The organism is Reyranella sp. (assembly GCF_004296935.1).
GTDB lineage: Bacteria > Pseudomonadota > Alphaproteobacteria > Reyranellales > Reyranellaceae > Reyranella.
Genome location: NZ_SCVH01000144.1, coordinates 1 through 17,662 on the forward strand (window position 1 = coordinate 1; position 17,662 = coordinate 17,662).

Annotated in this window: 22 protein-coding genes and 1 pseudogene; 8 read left to right on the plus strand and 15 right to left on the minus strand. The window is 65.8% G+C overall.

Going from position 1 to position 17,662, the window contains the following annotated elements; translation table 11 throughout:
- From ribD to EPO55_RS20155, 13 genes are all read right to left on the minus strand, one after another.
- Nucleotides 1-552 (minus strand): bifunctional diaminohydroxyphosphoribosylaminopyrimidine deaminase/5-amino-6-(5-phosphoribosylamino)uracil reductase RibD (gene ribD / locus EPO55_RS20095; RefSeq protein ID WP_296338979.1); only part of this gene is annotated, 552 nt, incomplete at its 3' end.
- A 4-nt stretch (nucleotides 553-556) separates the two neighbouring features.
- A complete protein-coding gene (nrdR, locus tag EPO55_RS20100; protein ID WP_296338980.1) occupies nucleotides 557-1,024 on the minus strand; it encodes a transcriptional regulator NrdR in 468 nt (155 codons plus the stop codon).
- A gap of 33 nt (nucleotides 1,025-1,057) precedes the next feature.
- Nucleotides 1,058-2,365: a serine hydroxymethyltransferase gene (glyA, locus tag EPO55_RS20105; RefSeq protein WP_296338981.1), complete on the minus strand. Its 1,308-nt coding sequence runs from the start codon at nucleotides 2,363-2,365 to the stop codon at nucleotides 1,058-1,060.
- A 5-nt stretch (nucleotides 2,366-2,370) separates the two neighbouring features.
- On the minus strand, nucleotides 2,371-2,811 hold the full coding sequence (gene rpiB, locus EPO55_RS20110; protein ID WP_296338982.1) for a ribose 5-phosphate isomerase B: 441 nt from the start codon (nucleotides 2,809-2,811) through the stop codon (nucleotides 2,371-2,373).
- 159 nt (nucleotides 2,812-2,970) lie between these two features.
- Complete coding sequence (locus EPO55_RS20115) at nucleotides 2,971-4,083, minus strand: branched-chain amino acid ABC transporter substrate-binding protein (protein ID WP_296338983.1); 1,113 nt, start codon at nucleotides 4,081-4,083, stop codon at nucleotides 2,971-2,973.
- A gap of 51 nt (nucleotides 4,084-4,134) precedes the next feature.
- Nucleotides 4,135-4,497, minus strand: a complete 363-nt coding sequence (locus EPO55_RS20120; protein WP_296338984.1) for a DUF6867 family protein — start codon at nucleotides 4,495-4,497, stop codon at nucleotides 4,135-4,137.
- A gap of 10 nt (nucleotides 4,498-4,507) precedes the next feature.
- Nucleotides 4,508-5,236, minus strand: coding sequence for an ABC transporter ATP-binding protein (locus EPO55_RS20125; RefSeq protein ID WP_296338985.1), 729 nt, complete (start codon nucleotides 5,234-5,236; stop codon nucleotides 4,508-4,510).
- Nucleotides 5,229-6,050, minus strand: coding sequence for an ABC transporter ATP-binding protein (locus EPO55_RS20130; RefSeq protein ID WP_296338986.1), 822 nt, complete (start codon nucleotides 6,048-6,050; stop codon nucleotides 5,229-5,231). The genes EPO55_RS20125 and EPO55_RS20130 overlap by 8 nt, the downstream gene beginning before the upstream one ends.
- On the minus strand, nucleotides 6,047-7,441 hold the full coding sequence (gene livM, locus EPO55_RS20135; protein ID WP_296338987.1) for a high-affinity branched-chain amino acid ABC transporter permease LivM: 1,395 nt from the start codon (nucleotides 7,439-7,441) through the stop codon (nucleotides 6,047-6,049). Before livM ends, EPO55_RS20130 begins: the two co-directional genes overlap by 4 nt.
- Before the next feature lie 25 nt (nucleotides 7,442-7,466).
- Nucleotides 7,467-8,381, minus strand: a complete 915-nt coding sequence (locus EPO55_RS20140) for a branched-chain amino acid ABC transporter permease LivH (RefSeq protein ID WP_296338989.1) — start codon at nucleotides 8,379-8,381, stop codon at nucleotides 7,467-7,469.
- A gap of 178 nt (nucleotides 8,382-8,559) precedes the next feature.
- Nucleotides 8,560-9,165 (minus strand): hypothetical protein, encoded by a 606-nt coding sequence (locus tag EPO55_RS20145; protein ID WP_296338990.1) that lies wholly within the window; start codon nucleotides 9,163-9,165, stop codon nucleotides 8,560-8,562.
- Entirely contained in the window at nucleotides 9,162-9,779 is a 618-nt protein-coding gene (locus EPO55_RS20150; protein ID WP_296338992.1) for a hypothetical protein, read from the minus strand. Before EPO55_RS20150 ends, EPO55_RS20145 begins: the two co-directional genes overlap by 4 nt.
- Nucleotides 9,767-10,105 carry a helix-turn-helix transcriptional regulator gene (locus tag EPO55_RS20155; protein ID WP_296338993.1) on the minus strand — a complete coding sequence of 113 codons (339 nt, stop codon included), beginning with the start codon at nucleotides 10,103-10,105 and terminating at the stop codon, nucleotides 9,767-9,769. The genes EPO55_RS20150 and EPO55_RS20155 overlap by 13 nt, the downstream gene beginning before the upstream one ends.
- Nucleotides 10,106-10,183: 78 nt before the next feature.
- Between EPO55_RS20155 and EPO55_RS20160 the strand changes: the two genes are divergently transcribed.
- From EPO55_RS20160 to EPO55_RS20180, 5 genes are all read left to right on the plus strand, one after another.
- Entirely contained in the window at nucleotides 10,184-11,059 is an 876-nt protein-coding gene (locus EPO55_RS20160; RefSeq protein ID WP_296338995.1) for an NAD(P)/FAD-dependent oxidoreductase, read from the plus strand.
- A gap of 12 nt (nucleotides 11,060-11,071) precedes the next feature.
- A complete protein-coding gene (locus EPO55_RS20165) occupies nucleotides 11,072-11,353 on the plus strand; it encodes a hypothetical protein (RefSeq protein ID WP_296338997.1) in 282 nt (93 codons plus the stop codon).
- 66 nt (nucleotides 11,354-11,419) lie between these two features.
- Nucleotides 11,420-11,590: a hypothetical protein gene (locus tag EPO55_RS20170; protein WP_296338999.1), complete on the plus strand. Its 171-nt coding sequence runs from the start codon at nucleotides 11,420-11,422 to the stop codon at nucleotides 11,588-11,590.
- On the plus strand, nucleotides 11,587-12,621 hold the full coding sequence (locus EPO55_RS20175; protein WP_296339001.1) for a hypothetical protein: 1,035 nt from the start codon (nucleotides 11,587-11,589) through the stop codon (nucleotides 12,619-12,621). The genes EPO55_RS20170 and EPO55_RS20175 overlap by 4 nt, the downstream gene beginning before the upstream one ends.
- Nucleotides 12,618-13,589: a hypothetical protein gene (locus EPO55_RS20180; RefSeq protein ID WP_296339002.1), complete on the plus strand. Its 972-nt coding sequence runs from the start codon at nucleotides 12,618-12,620 to the stop codon at nucleotides 13,587-13,589. The genes EPO55_RS20175 and EPO55_RS20180 overlap by 4 nt, the downstream gene beginning before the upstream one ends.
- Before the next feature lie 4 nt (nucleotides 13,590-13,593).
- Here the strand turns inward: EPO55_RS20180 and EPO55_RS20185 are convergent, their stop codons facing one another.
- A complete protein-coding gene (locus EPO55_RS20185; protein ID WP_296339004.1) occupies nucleotides 13,594-14,430 on the minus strand; it encodes an amidohydrolase family protein in 837 nt (278 codons plus the stop codon).
- 9 nt (nucleotides 14,431-14,439) lie between these two features.
- Nucleotides 14,440-14,880 carry a hypothetical protein gene (locus EPO55_RS20190; protein WP_296339005.1) on the minus strand — a complete coding sequence of 147 codons (441 nt, stop codon included), beginning with the start codon at nucleotides 14,878-14,880 and terminating at the stop codon, nucleotides 14,440-14,442.
- A gap of 271 nt (nucleotides 14,881-15,151) precedes the next feature.
- Here EPO55_RS20190 and EPO55_RS20195 point away from each other — a divergent pair, with 271 nt between their 5' ends.
- The 3 genes and pseudogenes from EPO55_RS20195 to EPO55_RS20205 form a co-directional block, all read left to right on the plus strand.
- Complete coding sequence (locus EPO55_RS20195; RefSeq protein ID WP_296339006.1) at nucleotides 15,152-16,387, plus strand: acyl-CoA dehydrogenase; 1,236 nt, start codon at nucleotides 15,152-15,154, stop codon at nucleotides 16,385-16,387.
- A gap of 5 nt (nucleotides 16,388-16,392) precedes the next feature.
- Nucleotides 16,393-17,142: a sulfite exporter TauE/SafE family protein gene (locus EPO55_RS20200; RefSeq protein ID WP_296339007.1), complete on the plus strand. Its 750-nt coding sequence runs from the start codon at nucleotides 16,393-16,395 to the stop codon at nucleotides 17,140-17,142.
- A gap of 151 nt (nucleotides 17,143-17,293) precedes the next feature.
- Nucleotides 17,294-17,662: pseudogene (locus EPO55_RS20205) on the plus strand (hypothetical protein); the annotation flags it as partial.

Genomic DNA, 17,662 nt, shown 5'->3' on the forward strand with positions numbered 1-17,662 from the left:
CGCGTCGTGGATGCTGCGCAGGCGATGACCGTCAGCGCGCGCCGCCTCGCCGGTGATCCACCGACTCTCTCCCGATGCCGTCGCGATGCGACCGTCGAGAGAGCTTGCCAGCTTGAGATGAAAAAGCGGCCGGCCCTCCTTAACCCGCAGGAGGAAGCCGGCGTTGATCTCGGCCGCCGCCGCGGCACCCTCGCCGATCTCGACTGCAATGCCCGCCGCGGCCAGCCGGGCATGGCCCTGCCCTTTTACCCGCGGGTCCGGATCTTCCATTGCCGAGACCACACGGCCAATACCGGCGGCGATCAGCGCGTCGGCGCACGGCGGGGTCTTGCCGTGATGGGCGCACGGCTCGAGCGTCACGTAGGCGGTGGCGCCCTGCAGGGGCTCTTGGGCATTGGCAATCGCGTCGGCCTCGGCGTGCGGCCGGCCGCCGTCCTGCGTGCGGCCACGCGCAATCATCCGCCCGTCGCGCACCATCACGCAGCCCACGGCCGGGTTGGGCCAGGTGCGCCCAAGCGAACGGCGCGCCAGCGCGAGCGCGGCGCGCATCATCGCGTCAATCCTTGAGGTTGGCCGTCTCGGCGAGATCGGAGATGAACTCCTCGAAGTCCCGGGCCTCGCGGAAATTGCGATAGACCGAGGCGAACCGCACATAGGCCACCGGATCGAGCGCGCGCAGCGCGTCCATCACCAGTTCGCCGATCTGCGTCGAGGGAATCTCGCTCTCACCGGAGCTCTCGAGGCGGCGCACGATGCCGTTGACCACGCGCTCGACGCGCTCGGGATCGACCGGTCGCTTGCGGCAGGCCACCGAGATCGAGCGCGCGAGCTTGTCGCGGTCGAACTGGACGCGCTGGCCGTTCTTCTTCACGACCGTGAGTTCGCGCAGCTGCACGCGCTCGAAGGTGGTGAAGCGCGAACCGCACGACGGGCAGTAGCGCCGGCGGCGGATCGCGGAATTGTCGTCGGTCGGTCTCGAGTCCTTAACCTGGGTGTCCTCGTGACCGCAGAATGGACAGCGCATCTAGTCCCCCTGTTATTTGTGCTTTGCGCGTTGTCAGTCGCGGTAGATCGGAAAGCGGGCGCAGAGCGCATGCACCTTGCTCCGCACTTCTTGTTCGACCTGGGCGTCGCCGTCCGGGCCGTTCTTGGCGATTCCATCAAGCACGTCGGCGATGAGATGGCCGATCTGGCGGAACTCGGCGACACCGAAGCCGCGCGTCGTGCCGGCGGGCGAGCCCAGCCGCACGCCCGACGTGACTGTGTACTTCTCCGGGTCTCCCGGAATGCTGTTCTTGTTCACGGTGATGCCGGCGCGGTCGAGCACCTTCTCGGCCGAGACGCCGGTCGCCTTCTTGGGCCTGAGATCGACCAGCATGACGTGGCTGTCGGTGCCGCCCGAGACGATCTTGAGACCGCGCTCGGTCAGCGCCGAGGCAAGGGCCCGGGCATTGTCGATGACGTTCTGGGCGTAGACCTTGAAGTCGGGCCGCAGCGCCTCACCGAAGGCCACTGCCTTGCCGGCGATGATGTGCATCAGCGGCCCGCCTTGCAGGCCGGGGAACACCGCCGAATTGATCTTCTTGCCGATCTCGGCGTCGTTCGAGAGGATCATGCCGCCGCGCGGACCGCGCAGTGTCTTGTGCGTCGTCGTGGTCACGACATGGGCATGCGGCAGCGGGCTGGGATAGACACCGGCCGCGACCAGGCCGGCATAGTGCGCCATGTCGACCATGAAGAAGGCGCCGATCTCGTCGGCCACCTTGCGGAAGCGGGCCCAGTCGATATGGCGCGAATAGGCCGAGGCGCCTGCCACGATCAGCTTCGGCTTCTCCTTGCGCGCCACTTCTTCCATCTGCTCGTAGTCGATCAGGTGGCTGTCGGGCTTGACGCCATAGGACACCACCTTGAACCACTTGCCCGACTGGTTGGCGGGCGAACCGTGGGTGAGATGGCCGCCCTGGTCGAGCGCCATGCCCATGAAGGTGTCGCCGGGCTTGAGCAGCGCCATGAACACCGCCTGATTCGCCTGGGCGCCCGAATGCGGCTGCACGTTCGCGAAGCTGCAATTGAACAGCTTGCACGCCCGCTCGATCGCGAGATCCTCGGCCTTGTCCACCTCCTCGCAGCCGCCGTAGTAGCGCCGGCGCGGATAGCCCTCGGCATATTTGTTGGTGAGCACCGACCCGGCCGCCTCGAGTACGGCGCGGGAAACGATGTTCTCCGAGGCGATCAGCTCGATCTGCTCGCGCTGGCGGGCGAGTTCGCCCTTCACTGTCGCGTAGACTGCAGGATCGGCCTCGGCGAGGCTCTTGGTGAACATCGGCAGTGGCGAGTCGGACATCTTGGCAGCGGCTTGGCTCATGTCGTTCAGTCCTTCGAAAGCTTGGCAACGCGGCCGATATGGCGACCGCCTTCGAACTTGGTGGCGAGGAAAACCTTAAGTGCTTCGCGGGCGGCCTCCGTCCCGATCAGGCGCGAACCGAATGCAACGACGTTGGCGTCGTTGTGCTCGCGCGATAGCCGGGCCGAGGTGACGTCGTGCACCAGAGCGGCGCGCACCTTGGGATTGCGGTTGGCGGCGATCGAAATGCCGATGCCGGTGCCGCAAACGAGAACGCCACGCCCGGCCTTGCCCGTGCCGATGGCATCGGCCATGGCCTTGCCGAAGTCGGGATAGTCCACAGATTCAGTGGAATTTGTGCCGAGGTCGAGCACGTCGTGACCCGCTTGCTGCAGGTCGCGCTTGAGCAGTTCCTTCAGGTCGAAGCCGGCATGATCCGACGCGACCGCGATGGTGGCCCCCGCCATCTCGACGATCGATCCCCTCTAGCTGTTGAGACCCCGGATACCATATACGGCGCGGCCGCGCTACCGGCCCCCAAAATCAAGGGAAGCCACCCACAAGAGGCTGAATCGTAAAGAAAAAGGCCCGGCATGCGCCGGGCCTTTCCTGTCGGGTCGCGAAGCTTACTTGACGGTCGGGAACGACTTGCCGTCCTTCCAGACGTAGATGTCGTAGACTGGGTTCTTGATGTCGCCCTTCTGGTCGAACTCGAGAACACCCACGGCCGAGTCGAACTTGCCCGAACGCAGGGCTGCGGCGACGGCGGCGGGATCGGTCGAGTTGGCCTTCTTGGCGGCGTCGGCCCATGCCTTGACGGCGGCATAGCTGAACAGCGTGTAGCCTTCCGGGTTGTACTTGGCATCGCGGAACTTCTTCACCAGCGCCGCGTTCTTCGGATCGTCCTCGGCCTTGGGCGGGAACGACATCAGCACGCCATTGGTCGCAGCGCCGCCGAGCTGGGCAAACTCCGCCGTCTCGAGCGAGTCGAAGCCCATCATCTGGGCAGCAAGGCCCTGCTCACGCGCCTGCTTGATGATCAGCGCGCCCGCGGTGTGGTAGCCGCCGAGCACGATGATGTCGATCTTCGCCTGCTTCATCTTGTTGATCAGCGCGGTGAAGTCCTTGTCGGTGTCGTTGTAGGCCTCGTACATCGTCTCGCGCAGGCCGTTCTTGTTCAGGGCCTTCTTGGTCTCGTCGGCCACGCCTTTGCCGTAGGGCGACTTGTCGTGGAGGATCGCGACCTTGGCACCCTTGTGGAACTTGGTGATGTAGGCGCCGACCGTGGCGCCCTGCACGTCGTCACGGCCGCAGGTGCGGAACACCGTGGTGTTGCCCTTGGCGACGGCGTCGTCGGTCAGCTTGGGATTGGTCGAGGCCGGCGTGATCTGCAGGACCTTGCCCTCCTTGTAGATGTCGGATGCGGGGATCGACGAGCCCGAGCAGAAGTGCCCGGCCACGAACACGACCTTGTCCGACACCATCTTGTTGGCCACCGCCGTCGCCTGCTTGGGATCGCAGGCATCGTCGCCGATGATCAGCTCGACCTTCTTGCCGTTGACACCGCCCGCCGCGTTGATCTCCTCGACGGCCATCGTGGCGCCGCGCTTCAGCTGCTCGCCGAACGCTGCGTACTGTCCGGTCATCGGGCCGGCCGACCCGATTTTGATCTGCGCCAAGGCCGGCGTCGCCATCAGCGCGATGGCCGCGACGGCGAGCGTTCCGTAGGTTTTTCTCATGCGTGTCTCCCTGCTTGGCCCCCTCCACGGATGTGGAGCATTACCTTTAGATTAGTGCCGCTCCTCCCAGCCCAGCAAGCCTTTGCGCTGGTAGAGCCATGGATATTGCCGGACCATCTGGCGCGTCTGGGTCAGGCGGTAGGCGAAGGCTCCGATCGACAGCTGCACCAGCCAGCCTAGCAAAAAGCCGGCCACCGACCACAATTCGCCCCCTGCCAGGGCATAGTCCAGAAACCGCAGAGTCGCCGAAAGAAGTGCCGTGTAAAACACCATCTGGCCCCAGTGGCGCCAGGTCGTGGCGACGGCATGGCCGGCCGCGAACGACGCCGGCCCGATCACCACCAGATTGAATAGCAGCACGTTGAACAGCGTGTCGCCGAACCAATCGAACATGAAGGTGTCGATTGGGTTCATGGGGGCGGGCTCATCCGTGTCCCCCCTCGAGATAGGCGGCGCGGACCTCGGCATTGGCGAGCAGTTCGCGGCCGCCGCCGCTCAGCCGGACTCGGCCGTTGGCCAGCACATACCCGCGGTCGGCGAGGCGGAGCGCATGATAGGCGTTCTGCTCGACCAGGAAGATCGTCACCCCCTCCTCGCGCGCGATCCGGCCGATGACCTCGAAGATCTGCCGCACGATCAGCGGCGCCAGGCCGAGAGACGGCTCGTCGAGCAGCAGGAGCCGCGGCCGGCTCATCAGCGCCCGGCCGATCGCCAGCATCTGCTGCTCGCCACCCGAGAGCGTGCCGCCGCGCTGGTCTCGCCGCTCGGCGAGCCGGGGAAACATCGCGAACACGCGCTCGAGGTCGTGGGTGAAATGCGCCGGCTCGGCTAGCGTTGCCCCCATCTGGAGATTCTCCAACACGCTCATGCGCGGGAAGATCCGCCTGCCTTCCGGCACCTGGGCCACGCCGCGCCGCACGATCTCGTGCGTCGGCAGCGCCGTGATGTCCTCGCCATCGAGCCGGATCGCGCCTGCGCGGGCCCGTGGATTGCCGCAGATGGTCATCAGCAGGGTCGATTTGCCGGCGCCGTTGGCGCCGATCAGGGCCACGATCTCACCTTTGGCAACATCGAGGTCGACACCGTGGAGCGCCTGGATGGCACCGTAAAAGGTCTCGACACCCTTCACGGAAAGGATCGACGGCTCAGCCATCGATCGCCTCGTCGTCGGTGCCGAGGTAGGCACGGATCACGGCGGGATCGTCCTGCACTTCGGCCGGGCTGCCTTCGGCGATCTTGCGGCCATAGTCGAGCACGACGATGTGATCCGAGATCTTCATCACCACGCTCATGTCGTGCTCGATCAGAAGCACGCCCACGCCGTCGCGGTCGCGGATCGAGGCCAGGAGCTGGTTGAGTTCCGCCGATTCGTGCGGATTGAGTCCGGCGGCCGGCTCGTCCAGGCAGAGCAGCCGGGGCTCGGTGCACATGGCACGCGCGATCTCCAGCCGCCGCTGCGCGCCGTAGGGCAGTTCACCGGCCGGCCGATCGGCATCGTCGATCAAGGCAATGCGCTCGAGCCAGCCGCGGGCCAGTTCGACGCCGGCCTCCTCGGCTCTGCGATGGGCGCCGATCCCGAGCAGGCCGAACACGCTCCAGCCGGACGCCCGCATCAGCTTGTTGTGTTGCGCCACCATCAGGTTTTCCAGCACCGTCATGCCAGGAAACAGACGGATGTTCTGGAAGGTGCGCGCCACCTTCGCCCGCTGGCCGACCTCGTGGCCCAGCATGCGCTCCAGCAGGTAGTCGCGCTCGCCACCGCGCAAGGTCAGGCGGCCGACTGTCGGCTTGTAGAAGCCCGTGATGCAGTTGAAGACCGTCGTCTTGCCGGCGCCGTTGGGACCGATGATGGCGGTGATCTCTCGCGGCTGGGCCGAGAACGAGACGTCGTCGACCGCCACGAGGCCGCCGAAGCGCATGGTGAGATGCTCGACATCGATGAGCGGGAGGCCCTGCGGAACGCTCATCCGCTGCCTCCCGGTTTGACCGGATGCAGCCGCAGTGATGGTTCGCGATGGGCGACCAGACCGCGTGGACGAAACACCATGATCAGCACCATGGCGAGACCGAAGGCCAGCATGCGGTAGCTTCCGAGGTCGCGGAACCATTCCGGCAGGCCGATCAGCAGCACCGCCGCCAGTACGACGCCGATCTGGCTGCCCATGCCGCCCAGCACGACGATGGCGAGAATGATCGCCGATTCGATGAAGACGAAGCTCTCGGGACTGATGAAACGTTGCTTGGCGGCGAAGAACGAGCCGGCGAAACCCGCGAACATGGCGCCGACGGCAAAGGCCGTGAGCTTGGTATTGGTCGGATTGATTCCGAGCGCGCGACACGCGGTCTCGTCCTCGCGCAGCGCCTCCCAGGCGCGGCCGACCGGCAGGCGCCGCATGCGCTGGGTGAAGAGGTTGGTGATCAGTGCGAGGACCAGGATGATATAATAGAGGAAGATCAGCCGGTGATTGCCGTCGAAGGGAATCCCCAGCATGTCAGAAACGGTCTGCTTGCCTGCCGGCGGGGTCTCGGCGAACACTGCGCCGAACAGCGTCGGCCCGGGGATCGAGCCGATGCCGGCCGGACCGTTCGTGAGATCGAACCAGTTGAGGATGACCAGCCGGATGATCTCGCCGAAGCCCAGGGTCACGATGGCGAGGTAGTCACCCCGCAGACGCAGCACCGGAAAGCCCAGCACAACGCCAAACAGGGCGGCCATCATGCCGGCGAGCGGCAGCACCGTCCAAAAGCCCAGCCCGTGCTGCGTGCTGAGCAATGCGTAGGAATAGGCGCCGACGGCATAGAAGGCGACATAACCGAGGTCGAGCAGGCCTGCGAGGCCGACCACGATGTTGAGCCCCCAACCCAGCATCACGTAGGTCAGGATCAGCACGCCGAGGTCCATGGTCTTCTGATCGGCGAACGGCGTGAACGGCATGGCCACCGCAGCCGCCAGCAGCAGCCAGCCCGACCATTTCGCACCGGCCTGGCCCAGCACCACCCCGGACGGCGACTTGGCCGCGGCCGCCATCGCGTCGTTGGCCCATGGCCATGCGCCCCGGATCACCAGCAACACGCCACCCAGGGCCACGAACCAATGCAGGAACCCCGAGGGCAGTTGGAGCGGCGACACGCCGGCCGCGATCATCGCCGCGCCGAGCGCCATGGCGGGCCAACGCAGGCCGTTCGCCGCGAGCGACAATCCGAGCCTTCCGAAGAAGATCGTGACCACGGCGACCGCAAGATCGACGAGATGATAGTCGAAGGTCAGCCCGCGACCGACGTCGACGGTGCGGAACCCGACGATGAAGATTCCGAGGGCCGCCGCCACGAAGGCCGTAAGGCCCGCGTCTTTCAGCATTGAGGGCAGGCGCGCGCCCATCGACTCAGACCTTCTCGATCTCCGGCTTGCCGAGCAGTCCGCTCGGCCGGAAGATCAGGACCAGCACGAGAATCGCGAAGGCCGCGACGTCCTTGTATTCACTCGAGAAGTAGGCGGCCCAGAACACCTCGATCAGCCCGATCAGCAGCCCGCCCAGCATCGCGCCCGGCAGCGAGCCGATCCCGCCCAGCACGGCGGCCGTGAAGGCTTTGATACCGGCGAGAAACCCGATGAAGAAGTCGATGACGCCATAGTACATCAGGAACAGCATGCCGGCGACGGCAGCCAGCGCCGCTCCCAGCACGAAGGTGAGCGAGATGGTGCGGTCGACGTTGACGCCCAGCAGGGCCGCCATCTTCATGTCCTGCTCGCAGGCCCGCTGCCGGCGGCCGAGCGACGTGCGGGCGATAAGCCAGGTGAAGCCCGCCATCAGAACGACCGTTACCACGACAATGATGATCTGCAGCCAGGTGACACGCACGTCGAAGCCGTCGGCGCTGAACAGGTTAAAACCGCCCGATACGATCTGGCCGCCCGGCTTGGGCCGCGCGCCCTGCACAAGCTGCACGTAGTTCTGCAACGCGATCGACACGCCGATGGCCGAGATCAGCGGCGCCAACCGGAACGACCCACGTAGCGGGCGATAGGCAGTTCGCTCGATCGCCCAGCCATAGACGGCGGAAAACGCCATGGCCATCAGCAGCACGAGCAGGATGGCAACCGGCGCCGAGCCGATGCCGAGCATGCCGCAGATCATGAAGCCGATGAGCGAGATGAAGGCGCCGATCATGAAGACTTCGCCGTGCGCGAAGTTGATCATGCCGATGATGCCGTAGACCATCGTGTAGCCGATGGCGATCAGTCCGTAGATCGCGCCAAGCGTGATCGCATTGATCAACTGCTGCGAAAAATACGCCATGCCCCTGCTTTCCCCTGCCCCGTGGCCGACAACGGTTCCAACGGGCCTTGGCCGCCAATGTACCGGCCTTCCGGGGAGGATTGAAATGGACGATCTCAAATGATCCCTCTGAAAATGGTCCACGAGCAAATCGCGGACCACATCGCCGTCGTCACGATGGACTACGGGAGGAGAGTCCTTAGGAGGCGCTGATCGCGGCCTGCCGGCGGCTGCGCCGGAACATGGCGATCAGCCGCACGATGGCCGCGGCAAGCACCAACGCCGCCATCGGCCAGTAGAAGCGGTCGAGCGGCACGCGCTTGCCGACGGCGATGGCGAAGCTGATCCAGATGTACCAGCCGCCGACCAGGTGCAGCAGCCGCCATTTGCGCGAACCGAGCCACGCCGCGGTGCGGTCGAACGACGTCGCCACCATCGCCGCGATGAAGAGATAGGCCGAGCCGGCCAGAACGATCGTCGAGATGTTGGTGAGCTTCCAGAACAGGGCCTGATCGACCGACGCCAGCGCCAGGATCGCGCCGAGATGGATGAAATGCGAGACGGCGAAGGAGACGCCGAGATAGCGCCGGTTGCGGCGTTGCCAGCGCGTCGCCTCGCTGGGCAAGAGCTCGACCAGCGCACTTGCGGTGAACGCCAGGACGAAGAGCACCAGCGAAGTCCGGGCCGTGGCGCGGATCGCGACGCGTATGCCCTCGATGTCGCCACCGTGGCTGACGACCAGCCCGGCGGTCATCGCCGCTATCAGGAACGACAAGAGCCCGACCAACCGCCATCCAGCCGTCATAGCGCCCTCCTCAAACTGGCCATTCGCCGCAGGCGCCGGTGCAAGCCGAAGACGTGCCATGAAAGAAGAGCGATCAAGCCAACTTCCCCGGCCGCAGCCAAAAGCACATGCAGCGGCGCGCCGTCGACAAACAGACCAGCCCGCGCAAGGCCCGCCGCGATCGATGCCGCCAGTCCGCCGAGGCAGATAGCCAAAGGCATCAGCGAGCGGCGGAAGGCAAGCCAGCCGACGATGCCGACGGAGAGCGCCGCGATGAAGGCGTAGCGGTCGATCAGCGGTGCCAGCGTCGATATCGCGGTGTCGAGATCGTCGAGCCACATGACCCGAAACCGCATCGCGATGAATGTGACCGCGACCGTGGCCGCCAGCATGATCCAGGTGCGCCTCGCCTGACGGTCGATGGCATCGGCCGCGAACTGCGCGGCGATTTCCCGGGCAAGGCCGAAGCGGGCGACGGCACGCTGCTCGGCGTCGGGCGACGGCCACGCCGGATCGGCCTCGGCCACATCGCGCAGATGCGATTCAACCTCCTCCGCAAGGCGATCGGCGAGTACCGGATCGAAGTCGAGGCCGCGCCGCAAGGTGGTGACATATTGTTCGATCACGCCGGCCATGCGTGGCCTCCGCCAAGCAATGCATCGACGGCTTGCGAGAATCGGCCCCACGCCTTGCGACGATCCGAGAGAGCCGTCGAGCCTGCTTTGGTCAGCGAATACAGGCGACGACGACGACCGCCGGGCGGCGTCATCCACGCGCTGGAGAGCAGACCCGCCGCCTCCAGGCGATGGAGCGCCGGATAGACCGTCCCCTCCGCCAGGTCGAAGGTGTTGGTGCTGTTGCGCTTGATCGCCTCGATAATGGCGTAGCCGTGCGCAGGTCCTGCCTCCAGTGCGGCGAGAACGATGGCATCGAGGTGACCTTTGAGCATCTCAGCTTCCATACTTAGCCTTACTAGGTATGGACGCTTCCCGAGTCAAGCCGCTTGCACTTCGCATCGCGAATCCGGATTAGTGCCCCCATGGATACGCCCTCACACGACGTCATCGTCATCGGCGCAGGTCCCGCCGGCCTCACCGCCGCGACTGAAGCCGCACGCGCCGGCTTGAAGTGCCTGTGCCTGGACAAGCTCGCGCCCGGCGGCGTGCTGATCAATCTTGGTGAACTGCACGACTTCGACGAAATCTTCAGTGGCACCCAGATGGCCTCCCTCATGACCGACGACGCCGTCGTCGCCGGTGTCGAAATAGGCTTCGGCGAGGTTGTGAAACTCTCCGGCGATGGCCCCTGGACGGTCGAGACCGCGGAGGGCGAGCGCCACACCGCGCGGGCCGTAGTGGTCGCAACCGGCCTTCATAAGGGCCGTCTCGGCCTACCCAACGAGGATCAGTTCGAAGGCCGCGGGATCTCCCACTGCGCGGCCTGCGACGGACCGCTCTATACCGGCTTGCCGATCGTCGTTGCCGGCGCGGAAGGCTGGGCCGCCCTCGAAGCCCAGGAACTGGTAGGGCTTGGGAGCAAGGTCACCGTAGTCGGGTCGCCACCGGCCGAGAAGCCGGAAGGCATCACCTTCATCGAAGGCCGCATCGTCGGACTGGAAGGCAGCGACGGTCTGCAGTCCATCGTGGTCGAATCGGGGACCGTGCGGAACACCATTCCGGCCAGCGCGGTCTTCGTCTACGTCGGCCAGTCTCCCGCTGCGGAATTCGTGCCGGAATCCCTTGCACGCGACGCAACCGGGCATATCGTGCTCGACAAGGAAGGCCGAACGTCGTCGCCTACCGCCTTCGCAGCCGGCGACGTACGCGCCGGCGGCCGTCAATACCTGACGGATGCGATCGCCGACGGCCAGCGCGCCGCCAAGGCCGTTGTTGCGGCCTTGAGCAAAACGAGTTGAAGAGGAGTGACCATGCGCATCGTCAACCCCACTTTCGGCCTGTCTGCCGCCGCCGGCGAGACCGTGGCGCTGAAGCCAATCAACTGGGCGACCGACGCGATCGCCCTGATGTCGAACTCCAAGCCCAACGCCCGCGAACTGCTCGAGGGCGTCCGTGCCAAGCTCAGCGCCTTCCGCAACGTCGACAACATCGTCTATCACTCCAAGAATTCGGCCTCGCAGGCGGCACCGAAGGACCAGATCGAGAAGGTCGCGGCGAACTTCCGGGGAGCGCTGCTCGCCCTAGGCGATTGAGGAAGTTGTTCATCGTGGAGTTTCCACGACAGCATCGAACTCGAGAAGCGCGGCATCACGGCCTTCGTGATCGCTACCGAGACGTTCAAGCCGCTGATCCTTGCCCAGGCGAAAGCCCGCAAGATCGAACCCAGGCTTATCGTCGTGAAGCACCCCGTCGGCGGCCTCAATGCCGAGGAACTGCGTGAACGCATCGAAGCGGCAACCAAGGGACTGACCGAGGCGACGAAGAAATGACGGACATCGCCGAGCAGGAAGTGATCGACATCGCCGACATGGATGTCGAGGCGTTCAACGAGTTCGCCACGGAACAGGGCTGGAGCGACGGCATGCCGCTCTTCGTGCCGACCGAGGCGAAGGTGGCGAAGTTCGTCGACACGGTTCGTGGCGACAACCGGCCCTACTCACCGGTGCCGCCGCGCCAGATCGTGCCGACCATCCAGGCGATGGCGGCCAATGCCGTGATGGCCGGCTGCAAGCCGGAATACTTCCCGGTGGTGACAGCCGCGCTGCGCAGCGTGCTCGAACCCGACTTCAATCTGCACGGCACGCTCGCGACCACACACTCCTGCGCCCCGATGGTCATGATTAGCGGACCGATCCGCAAGGAGCTCAACGTCAACTGCGGCTCGAACTGCTTCGGGCAGGGCTGGCAGGCCAACGCCACGATCGGCCGCGCGCTCGGCCTGATGCTGCTCAACATCGCCGGCGCCAAGCCCGGCGAGATGGACCGCTCGACCCAGGGCAATCCCGCCAAGTTCACCTTCTGCTTCGGCGAGAACGAAGAAGAGAATCCGTGGACGCCCTACCATGTGCAGCGCGGCTTCAAGCCGACCGACAATGTAGTGACGGTGATGTCGGGTGAAGGCCCGCACAATCTCAACGACCACGGCTCGACCACGGGCGACGGCCTGCTGACGACGTTCGCGGGCGGCATGGCGACGCCGGGCGCCAATACAGTCTACGGCAAGGGCCCGAGCTTCATCATCATCGGCCCCGAGCACGCTGCGACGCTCAAGCGCGACGGCTTCACCATCGAGACCATCCGTGAGGAGCTGTGGCAGCGCTCGCGCATCCACATCTCGCGCGTTTCCAAGGGGAACCTCGATACCTACGCCAGCACCGGCCACAAGCCGGACGGCGACTATTTGCGCATCGGCCGCACGCCGCAGGACCTGCACATCACGGTGGCCGGCGGCCCGGGCAAGCACTCGGCGTTCATCCCGTCGTTCGGCGGCACCATGGTCGCCTGTACGCGCATCCAATGAGCGAGTGGAGCGGCTGGCCCGTTGTCGAGGAGTCGACGGGCTGGGAAGCTGCCCAGCAGATCCTGACCGAGGCCGAGCTCAGCGACGGCCTGCCACTCGTACCGCCGACGCAACGGCGGCTCGATGCCATGGTCGCCGGCGTCGCCAATCGCGCCGAGTCGCGCGGCATGCTGCCGCCGATGTTCGGCGACCTCACGCCCGAAGCTGTCGCCTACCAGTGCGTGATCGCCGGCGCGCTGCCCAAGGAACTGCCGGTCGTGCTGGCCGCGGCCGAAGCGATCCTCGAACCCGACTTCAACATCCTCGGCATCGCCACGACCACGGGTACCGCCTGCGTGGCGCTCTGCATCCATGGCCCGATCGCGCGCACGCTGGGCGTCAATGCCGGCACCAACTGTCTCGGGCCCGGCAATCGCGCCAATGCCAGTATCGGCCGCGCGCTGCAGCTCGTGATCCGCAACATCGGCGGCGCTCGCTCAGATACCGGCGACATGGCGACCATGGGCCAGCCGGGCAAGTACACATTGTGCTTCGCCGAACGCAACGACGGCCCCTTCCCGACGCTGACCGCTCGTCGCGGTCTCGGCGGCGACGCCAGCGCCATCACGATCATGGGAATCTCGGGCACCGCCGAGGTGTTGCCCGGCGACGGCGAGGGCGCCACGCCCGAAGCCATCCTCTCGCCGATCGCGACGGCGATGCGGGCCGCCATCGTCATGTCGGGCATGGGCCGCAAGAACGAGCGCGGCGAGCAGGTCTTCCTGCTGCCGCTCGAGATGGCAGAGAAGATCGTCCGCCACGACGGCTGGGATCTCGGACGCGTGCAGCAATATCTCTTCGACGAGGGTCAGGGCGTGGCGCGTTCGCCCGATGCCATCCATCCCGTCGTGACCGGCGGCGCGGGGTACAAGATGAGCTACCTGCCGATCTGGGGCGGCGGCTCGCAGACGGTGACGCGGGCGCTGTAGCGGCTCAGATCTTCCAGCCGAGCCAGTCGCAGACGCCGCGGCCCATCACGCCCTCGAGGTCGGCGCCCGTCAGCCAGGGCATCTCCTCGGTGAACATGGTTACACCCTTGCGATAGCTGCAGGGCAGCCGCGACCAGTCCGTTCCCCAGAAGGTGCGCTTCGGTCCGAAGGCATCGAACACGCGCCGGATGTGCGGATGCACCGACCGGAAGGGATAGGTCTTGTCACCGGCGTAGCACGGCATCGCGGAGACCTTGGCGGCCACGTTCGGCCGCTTGGCCAGCGCCAGCATCTTGTCGAGGGTGGCGAAATTCGAGGCCTCGGTGACATCCTTGCCGCTTTTGAGACCGAGATGGTCGAGCACCAGGCGCAGGCCGGGATAGCGCTCCGCGACCTTGTCGGCGAGATGCATGTACTCGTGATGGAACAGCACCATTGCCGGAATGCCGGCCTTCTCCATCTCGCCCCACACCCAGTCGAAGCGGCCATCGATCAGCGGCTGGCGAAGGATGCCGGTGTGGAAGGTGAAGCGCATGCCGAGCATGCCTGGCTGCTTCTTCCAGGCGGCCACCTGCCCTCGGGCTCCAGGGGCATCGGGATCGAAACGTCCCATGATGGCGAGGCGATCGGGATGTTCCGCGGCGGCTTCAAGGGCGAGATCGTTGCGATCGCCCTCCCACGACGGCGGCACCAAGATCACGCGATCGACACCCGCCTTGGCCATCTCGGCCAGCAGCTCGTCCTTTCCGAGTGGCGCGCGGTGCGGTTCGGCGCGTGCCGGCCACGGCCGCTCGGGCGTATTGGCGGCCCAGATATGGACCTGGGCATCCACGATCAGCATCGGGAATTCCTAGCCATTCCACTTGGTGCCGCCCAGCGCGCGCCGTGTCAGGCCGAAGATGAGCCACACGCCTACGCCCCAGAACGTATAGACCAGCGGCACGACGACCATGCCCGGCATGCGAAAGCCGCCGCCGATGGGTTGGCCCTTGATCGGCAGCACGACAAACCAGTTGACGAGTGTGACGACGATGCCGGCGAACAGGATCCAGCCGAGCGGGCCGTCCACGGCCGCCGGCAGGCGCAGAACGATGAAGGAACCAACGATACCCCAGACTCCACCCCAGAAGGCCAGCGAGACAATCGTCGGCACGCCGAGAGGCGGCACCGGACGCATGTTGTAGAGCTGCACTTTCAGCAGGCCGAGCTCGTTGGCGATGAAGAAGCCGAATTGGTGAAACACCAGCACGCTGACGGAGCCCGCGATGAATCCAGCGATGGCTGTACGCATATCTTGATCCCCCCGGAAAAGCCCTAGGATGGTCGCCACTCGTGCCAGGGCCGGGCCTGCTCGAGTTGCTCCGCTAGCAAGAATAACATCTCTTGCCGCCAAAGCGCCCGACGAAATGCAGCCGCCGGTGAGCTCGTGTCCGTCCTTGGAACGGCCACTCCTCCAGGGCCTTCAGCCAACTTGGCCGGAGATTTTCCGCTCCCGAAAGTTAGAGCAGTTGGCGTGACTGCCTCCGGCTGATAAGACGCGGCGAAGACAGCGAGGAGAAGACATGGCCACCGCCGCAACACCGATCAAGAGCGCCGCCAAGGGCATCAGCGCCGACGCCAAGCCCTTCGACTGGGAGGACCCGTTCTTCCTCGACGACCAGCTCACCGAGGAGGAAATCGCGATCCGCGACGCCGCGCGCGATTACTGCCAGGACAAGCTGATGACGCGCGTCCTGGAGGCCAACCGCCACGAGAAATTCCACCGCGAGATCATGAACGAGATGGGGGCACTCGGCCTTCTCGGTTCGACCCTGCCGGAGAAATACGGCTGCGCCGGCGCCAACTACACGACCTACGGCCTGGTCGCCCGTGAAGTAGAGCGCGTCGATTCGGGCTACCGCTCGGCGATGAGCGTGCAGTCCTCCTTGGTCATGCATCCGATCTATGCCTACGGTACCGAAGAGCAGCGCATGAAGTACCTGCCCAAGCTCGCGACCGGCGAGTGGGTCGGCTGCTTTGGCCTGACCGAGCCGGATCACGGCTCCGACCCCGGCGGCATGAAGACCCGCGCCGTGACAGTGCCCGGCGGCTACAAGGTCTCGGGCTCCAAGATGTGGATCACCAACTCGCCGATCGCCGACGTGTTGGTGATCTGGGCCAAGCTCGACGGCGGCGCCATCCGTGGCTTCATCCTCGAACGCGGCATGAAGGGCCTCGAGACGCCCAAGATCGAGGGCAAGTTCAGCCTGCGCGCCTCGGTGACCGGCGGCATCATGATGGACGAGGTGATGGTCCCCGTCGAAAACATGCTGCCCAACGTCGCGGGCCTCGGCGGCCCGTTCGGCTGCCTCAACAACGCCCGCTACGGCATCGCCTGGGGCGCCATGGGTGCCGCCGAATTCTGCTGGAAGCAGGCGCGCAACTACACGCTCGACCGCAAGCAGTTCGGCCGGCCGCTGGCCGCCAACCAGCTGATCCAGAAGAAGCTGGCCGACATGCAGACCGAGATTGCGCTGGGCCTCCAGGCCTGCATGCGTGTCGGCCGTCTCAAGGATGCTGGCCACGCCCAGCCCGAGATGATCTCGCTGATCAAGCGCAACAACTGCGGCAAGGCGCTCGACATCGCCCGCGTCGCCCGCGACATGCACGGCGGCAACGGCGTGTCGGACGAATACCACGTGATCCGTCACGTCATGAACCTCGAGGCCGTGAACACCTACGAAGGTACCCACGACGTGCACGCGCTGATCCTCGGTCGCGCCATGACAGGCATCCAGGCCTTCTCGTCCGGAGCCTAACCAGCGTGGATCTGCCGCCCCCCGGCGACATCGCGATCGTCGCCGCCGGGGCGCTGGCCGCGGGCTTCGTCAACGGACTGAGCGGCACCGGCTATGCCCTGGTGGCGCTGGGCTTCTGGCTGCAGGCGATGTCGCCCCTGACAGCCGCCCCCCTTACTGCACTGTGCGGGGTCGCCGGCCACGTCCAGTCCCTGCCCACGATCTGGAAGGGTGTTCGCTGGCCCCGGCTGTGGCCGATGCTGGCCGCCGGCATCGTCGGTGTGCCAATCGGCACGATGCTGCTGGAGCACGTTCAGCCCAGCCCGCTGAAGATCGGCGTCGGTACGTTGCTGATCTTCTACAGCGCCTGGATGGCTTTCGTGCGCCGCCCGCCCATCGTCACCGGCGGCGGCCGCGCTGCCGATGCGGCCGTGGGCTTCACCGGCGGCGTGCTGGGCGGCATGGCGAGCCTCAGCGGTCCGGCGCCGGCGATCTGGGCGCAACTGCGCGGCTTCGGCAAGAGCGAGCAGCGCGGCGTCAATCAGCCTTTCAACATGAGCATCCTGCTGCTCGCCCTGGTCTCGGCCGGCATCGCGGGTTTCCTCGACCGCACCTTCTTCATCTGGGCAGCGATCACGGTTCCGGTCACCTTGGTCGGCGCGCGAGTCGGCCTGCTGCTGTATGGTCGGATCGGCGAGGCCGGCTTCCGCCGTGTCATCCTCGTGCTGCTGGTTCTCTCTGGAGCGACGCTGATCGCCACGTCGGTGGGACGATGACAGGCAAGTCCGCACTCTCGATCCTCTTTCTCGGCATCGCGGTTGGAGTATCAGGGCTCGCGATCTTCTCGCCGTCCTGGGGCCGGCATCGCCGCCCGCCGTGCGCACGGTCGACAACGTTGCGCCGTCGGCGCCAGCAGCCCCGCCGACCATGTGGCCTGATTTCAGCATCAATGGTCCGGGATTCCAGACGCCCGCCACGGCCGATGGCCAACTGATCGCTTACGGCTACAGGCTGGTGACACGGACTTTCGCCATCATCGGTCCCGAGGCCGCCGATCCTGCTGCGCGCTTTGCCGGCAACAACCTTGCCTGCCAGAATTGCCATCTCGACGGCGGCACCAACCGCGCCGGCTTGCCGCTGGTCGGCGTCGCCAAGACCTATCCGAAGTTCTCGACGCGCGACAATCGCGTCCTGTCGTTGCCCGAGCGTCTGAATGATTGCATGACGCGTTCGATGAACGGCCGGCCGCTGCCCGAGGACTCGCGAGAAATGAAGGCCACGAGTGCCTTCATTTCT

What these genes read in the sequence shown, in the direction of transcription:
- nrdR (WP_296338980.1), bottom strand. Translation starts at nt 1,024, where the DNA reads ATGCGCTGTCCATTCTGCGGTCACGAGGACACCCAGGTTAAGGACTCG.
- glyA (WP_296338981.1), bottom strand. Translation starts at nt 2,365, where the DNA reads ATGAGCCAAGCCGCTGCCAAGATGTCCGACTCGCCACTGCCGATGTTC.
- rpiB (WP_296338982.1), bottom strand. Translation starts at nt 2,811, where the DNA reads ATGGCGGGGGCCACCATCGCGGTCGCGTCGGATCATGCCGGCTTCGAC.
- EPO55_RS20115 (WP_296338983.1), bottom strand. Translation starts at nt 4,083, where the DNA reads ATGAGAAAAACCTACGGAACGCTCGCCGTCGCGGCCATCGCGCTGATG.
- EPO55_RS20120 (WP_296338984.1), bottom strand. Translation starts at nt 4,497, where the DNA reads ATGAACCCAATCGACACCTTCATGTTCGATTGGTTCGGCGACACGCTG.
- EPO55_RS20125 (WP_296338985.1), bottom strand. Translation starts at nt 5,236, where the DNA reads ATGGCTGAGCCGTCGATCCTTTCCGTGAAGGGTGTCGAGACCTTTTAC.
- EPO55_RS20130 (WP_296338986.1), bottom strand. Translation starts at nt 6,050, where the DNA reads ATGAGCGTTCCGCAGGGCCTCCCGCTCATCGATGTCGAGCATCTCACC.
- livM (WP_296338987.1), bottom strand. Translation starts at nt 7,441, where the DNA reads ATGCTGAAAGACGCGGGCCTTACGGCCTTCGTGGCGGCGGCCCTCGGA.
- EPO55_RS20140 (WP_296338989.1), bottom strand. Translation starts at nt 8,381, where the DNA reads ATGGCGTATTTTTCGCAGCAGTTGATCAATGCGATCACGCTTGGCGCG.
- EPO55_RS20145 (WP_296338990.1), bottom strand. Translation starts at nt 9,165, where the DNA reads ATGACGGCTGGATGGCGGTTGGTCGGGCTCTTGTCGTTCCTGATAGCG.
- EPO55_RS20150 (WP_296338992.1), bottom strand. Translation starts at nt 9,779, where the DNA reads ATGGCCGGCGTGATCGAACAATATGTCACCACCTTGCGGCGCGGCCTC.
- EPO55_RS20155 (WP_296338993.1), bottom strand. Translation starts at nt 10,105, where the DNA reads ATGGAAGCTGAGATGCTCAAAGGTCACCTCGATGCCATCGTTCTCGCC.
- EPO55_RS20160 (WP_296338995.1), top strand. Translation starts at nt 10,184, where the DNA reads ATGGATACGCCCTCACACGACGTCATCGTCATCGGCGCAGGTCCCGCC.
- EPO55_RS20165 (WP_296338997.1), top strand. Translation starts at nt 11,072, where the DNA reads ATGCGCATCGTCAACCCCACTTTCGGCCTGTCTGCCGCCGCCGGCGAG.
- EPO55_RS20175 (WP_296339001.1), top strand. Translation starts at nt 11,587, where the DNA reads ATGACGGACATCGCCGAGCAGGAAGTGATCGACATCGCCGACATGGAT.
- EPO55_RS20180 (WP_296339002.1), top strand. Translation starts at nt 12,618, where the DNA reads ATGAGCGAGTGGAGCGGCTGGCCCGTTGTCGAGGAGTCGACGGGCTGG.
- EPO55_RS20185 (WP_296339004.1), bottom strand. Translation starts at nt 14,430, where the DNA reads ATGCTGATCGTGGATGCCCAGGTCCATATCTGGGCCGCCAATACGCCC.
- EPO55_RS20190 (WP_296339005.1), bottom strand. Translation starts at nt 14,880, where the DNA reads ATGCGTACAGCCATCGCTGGATTCATCGCGGGCTCCGTCAGCGTGCTG.
- EPO55_RS20195 (WP_296339006.1), top strand. Translation starts at nt 15,152, where the DNA reads ATGGCCACCGCCGCAACACCGATCAAGAGCGCCGCCAAGGGCATCAGC.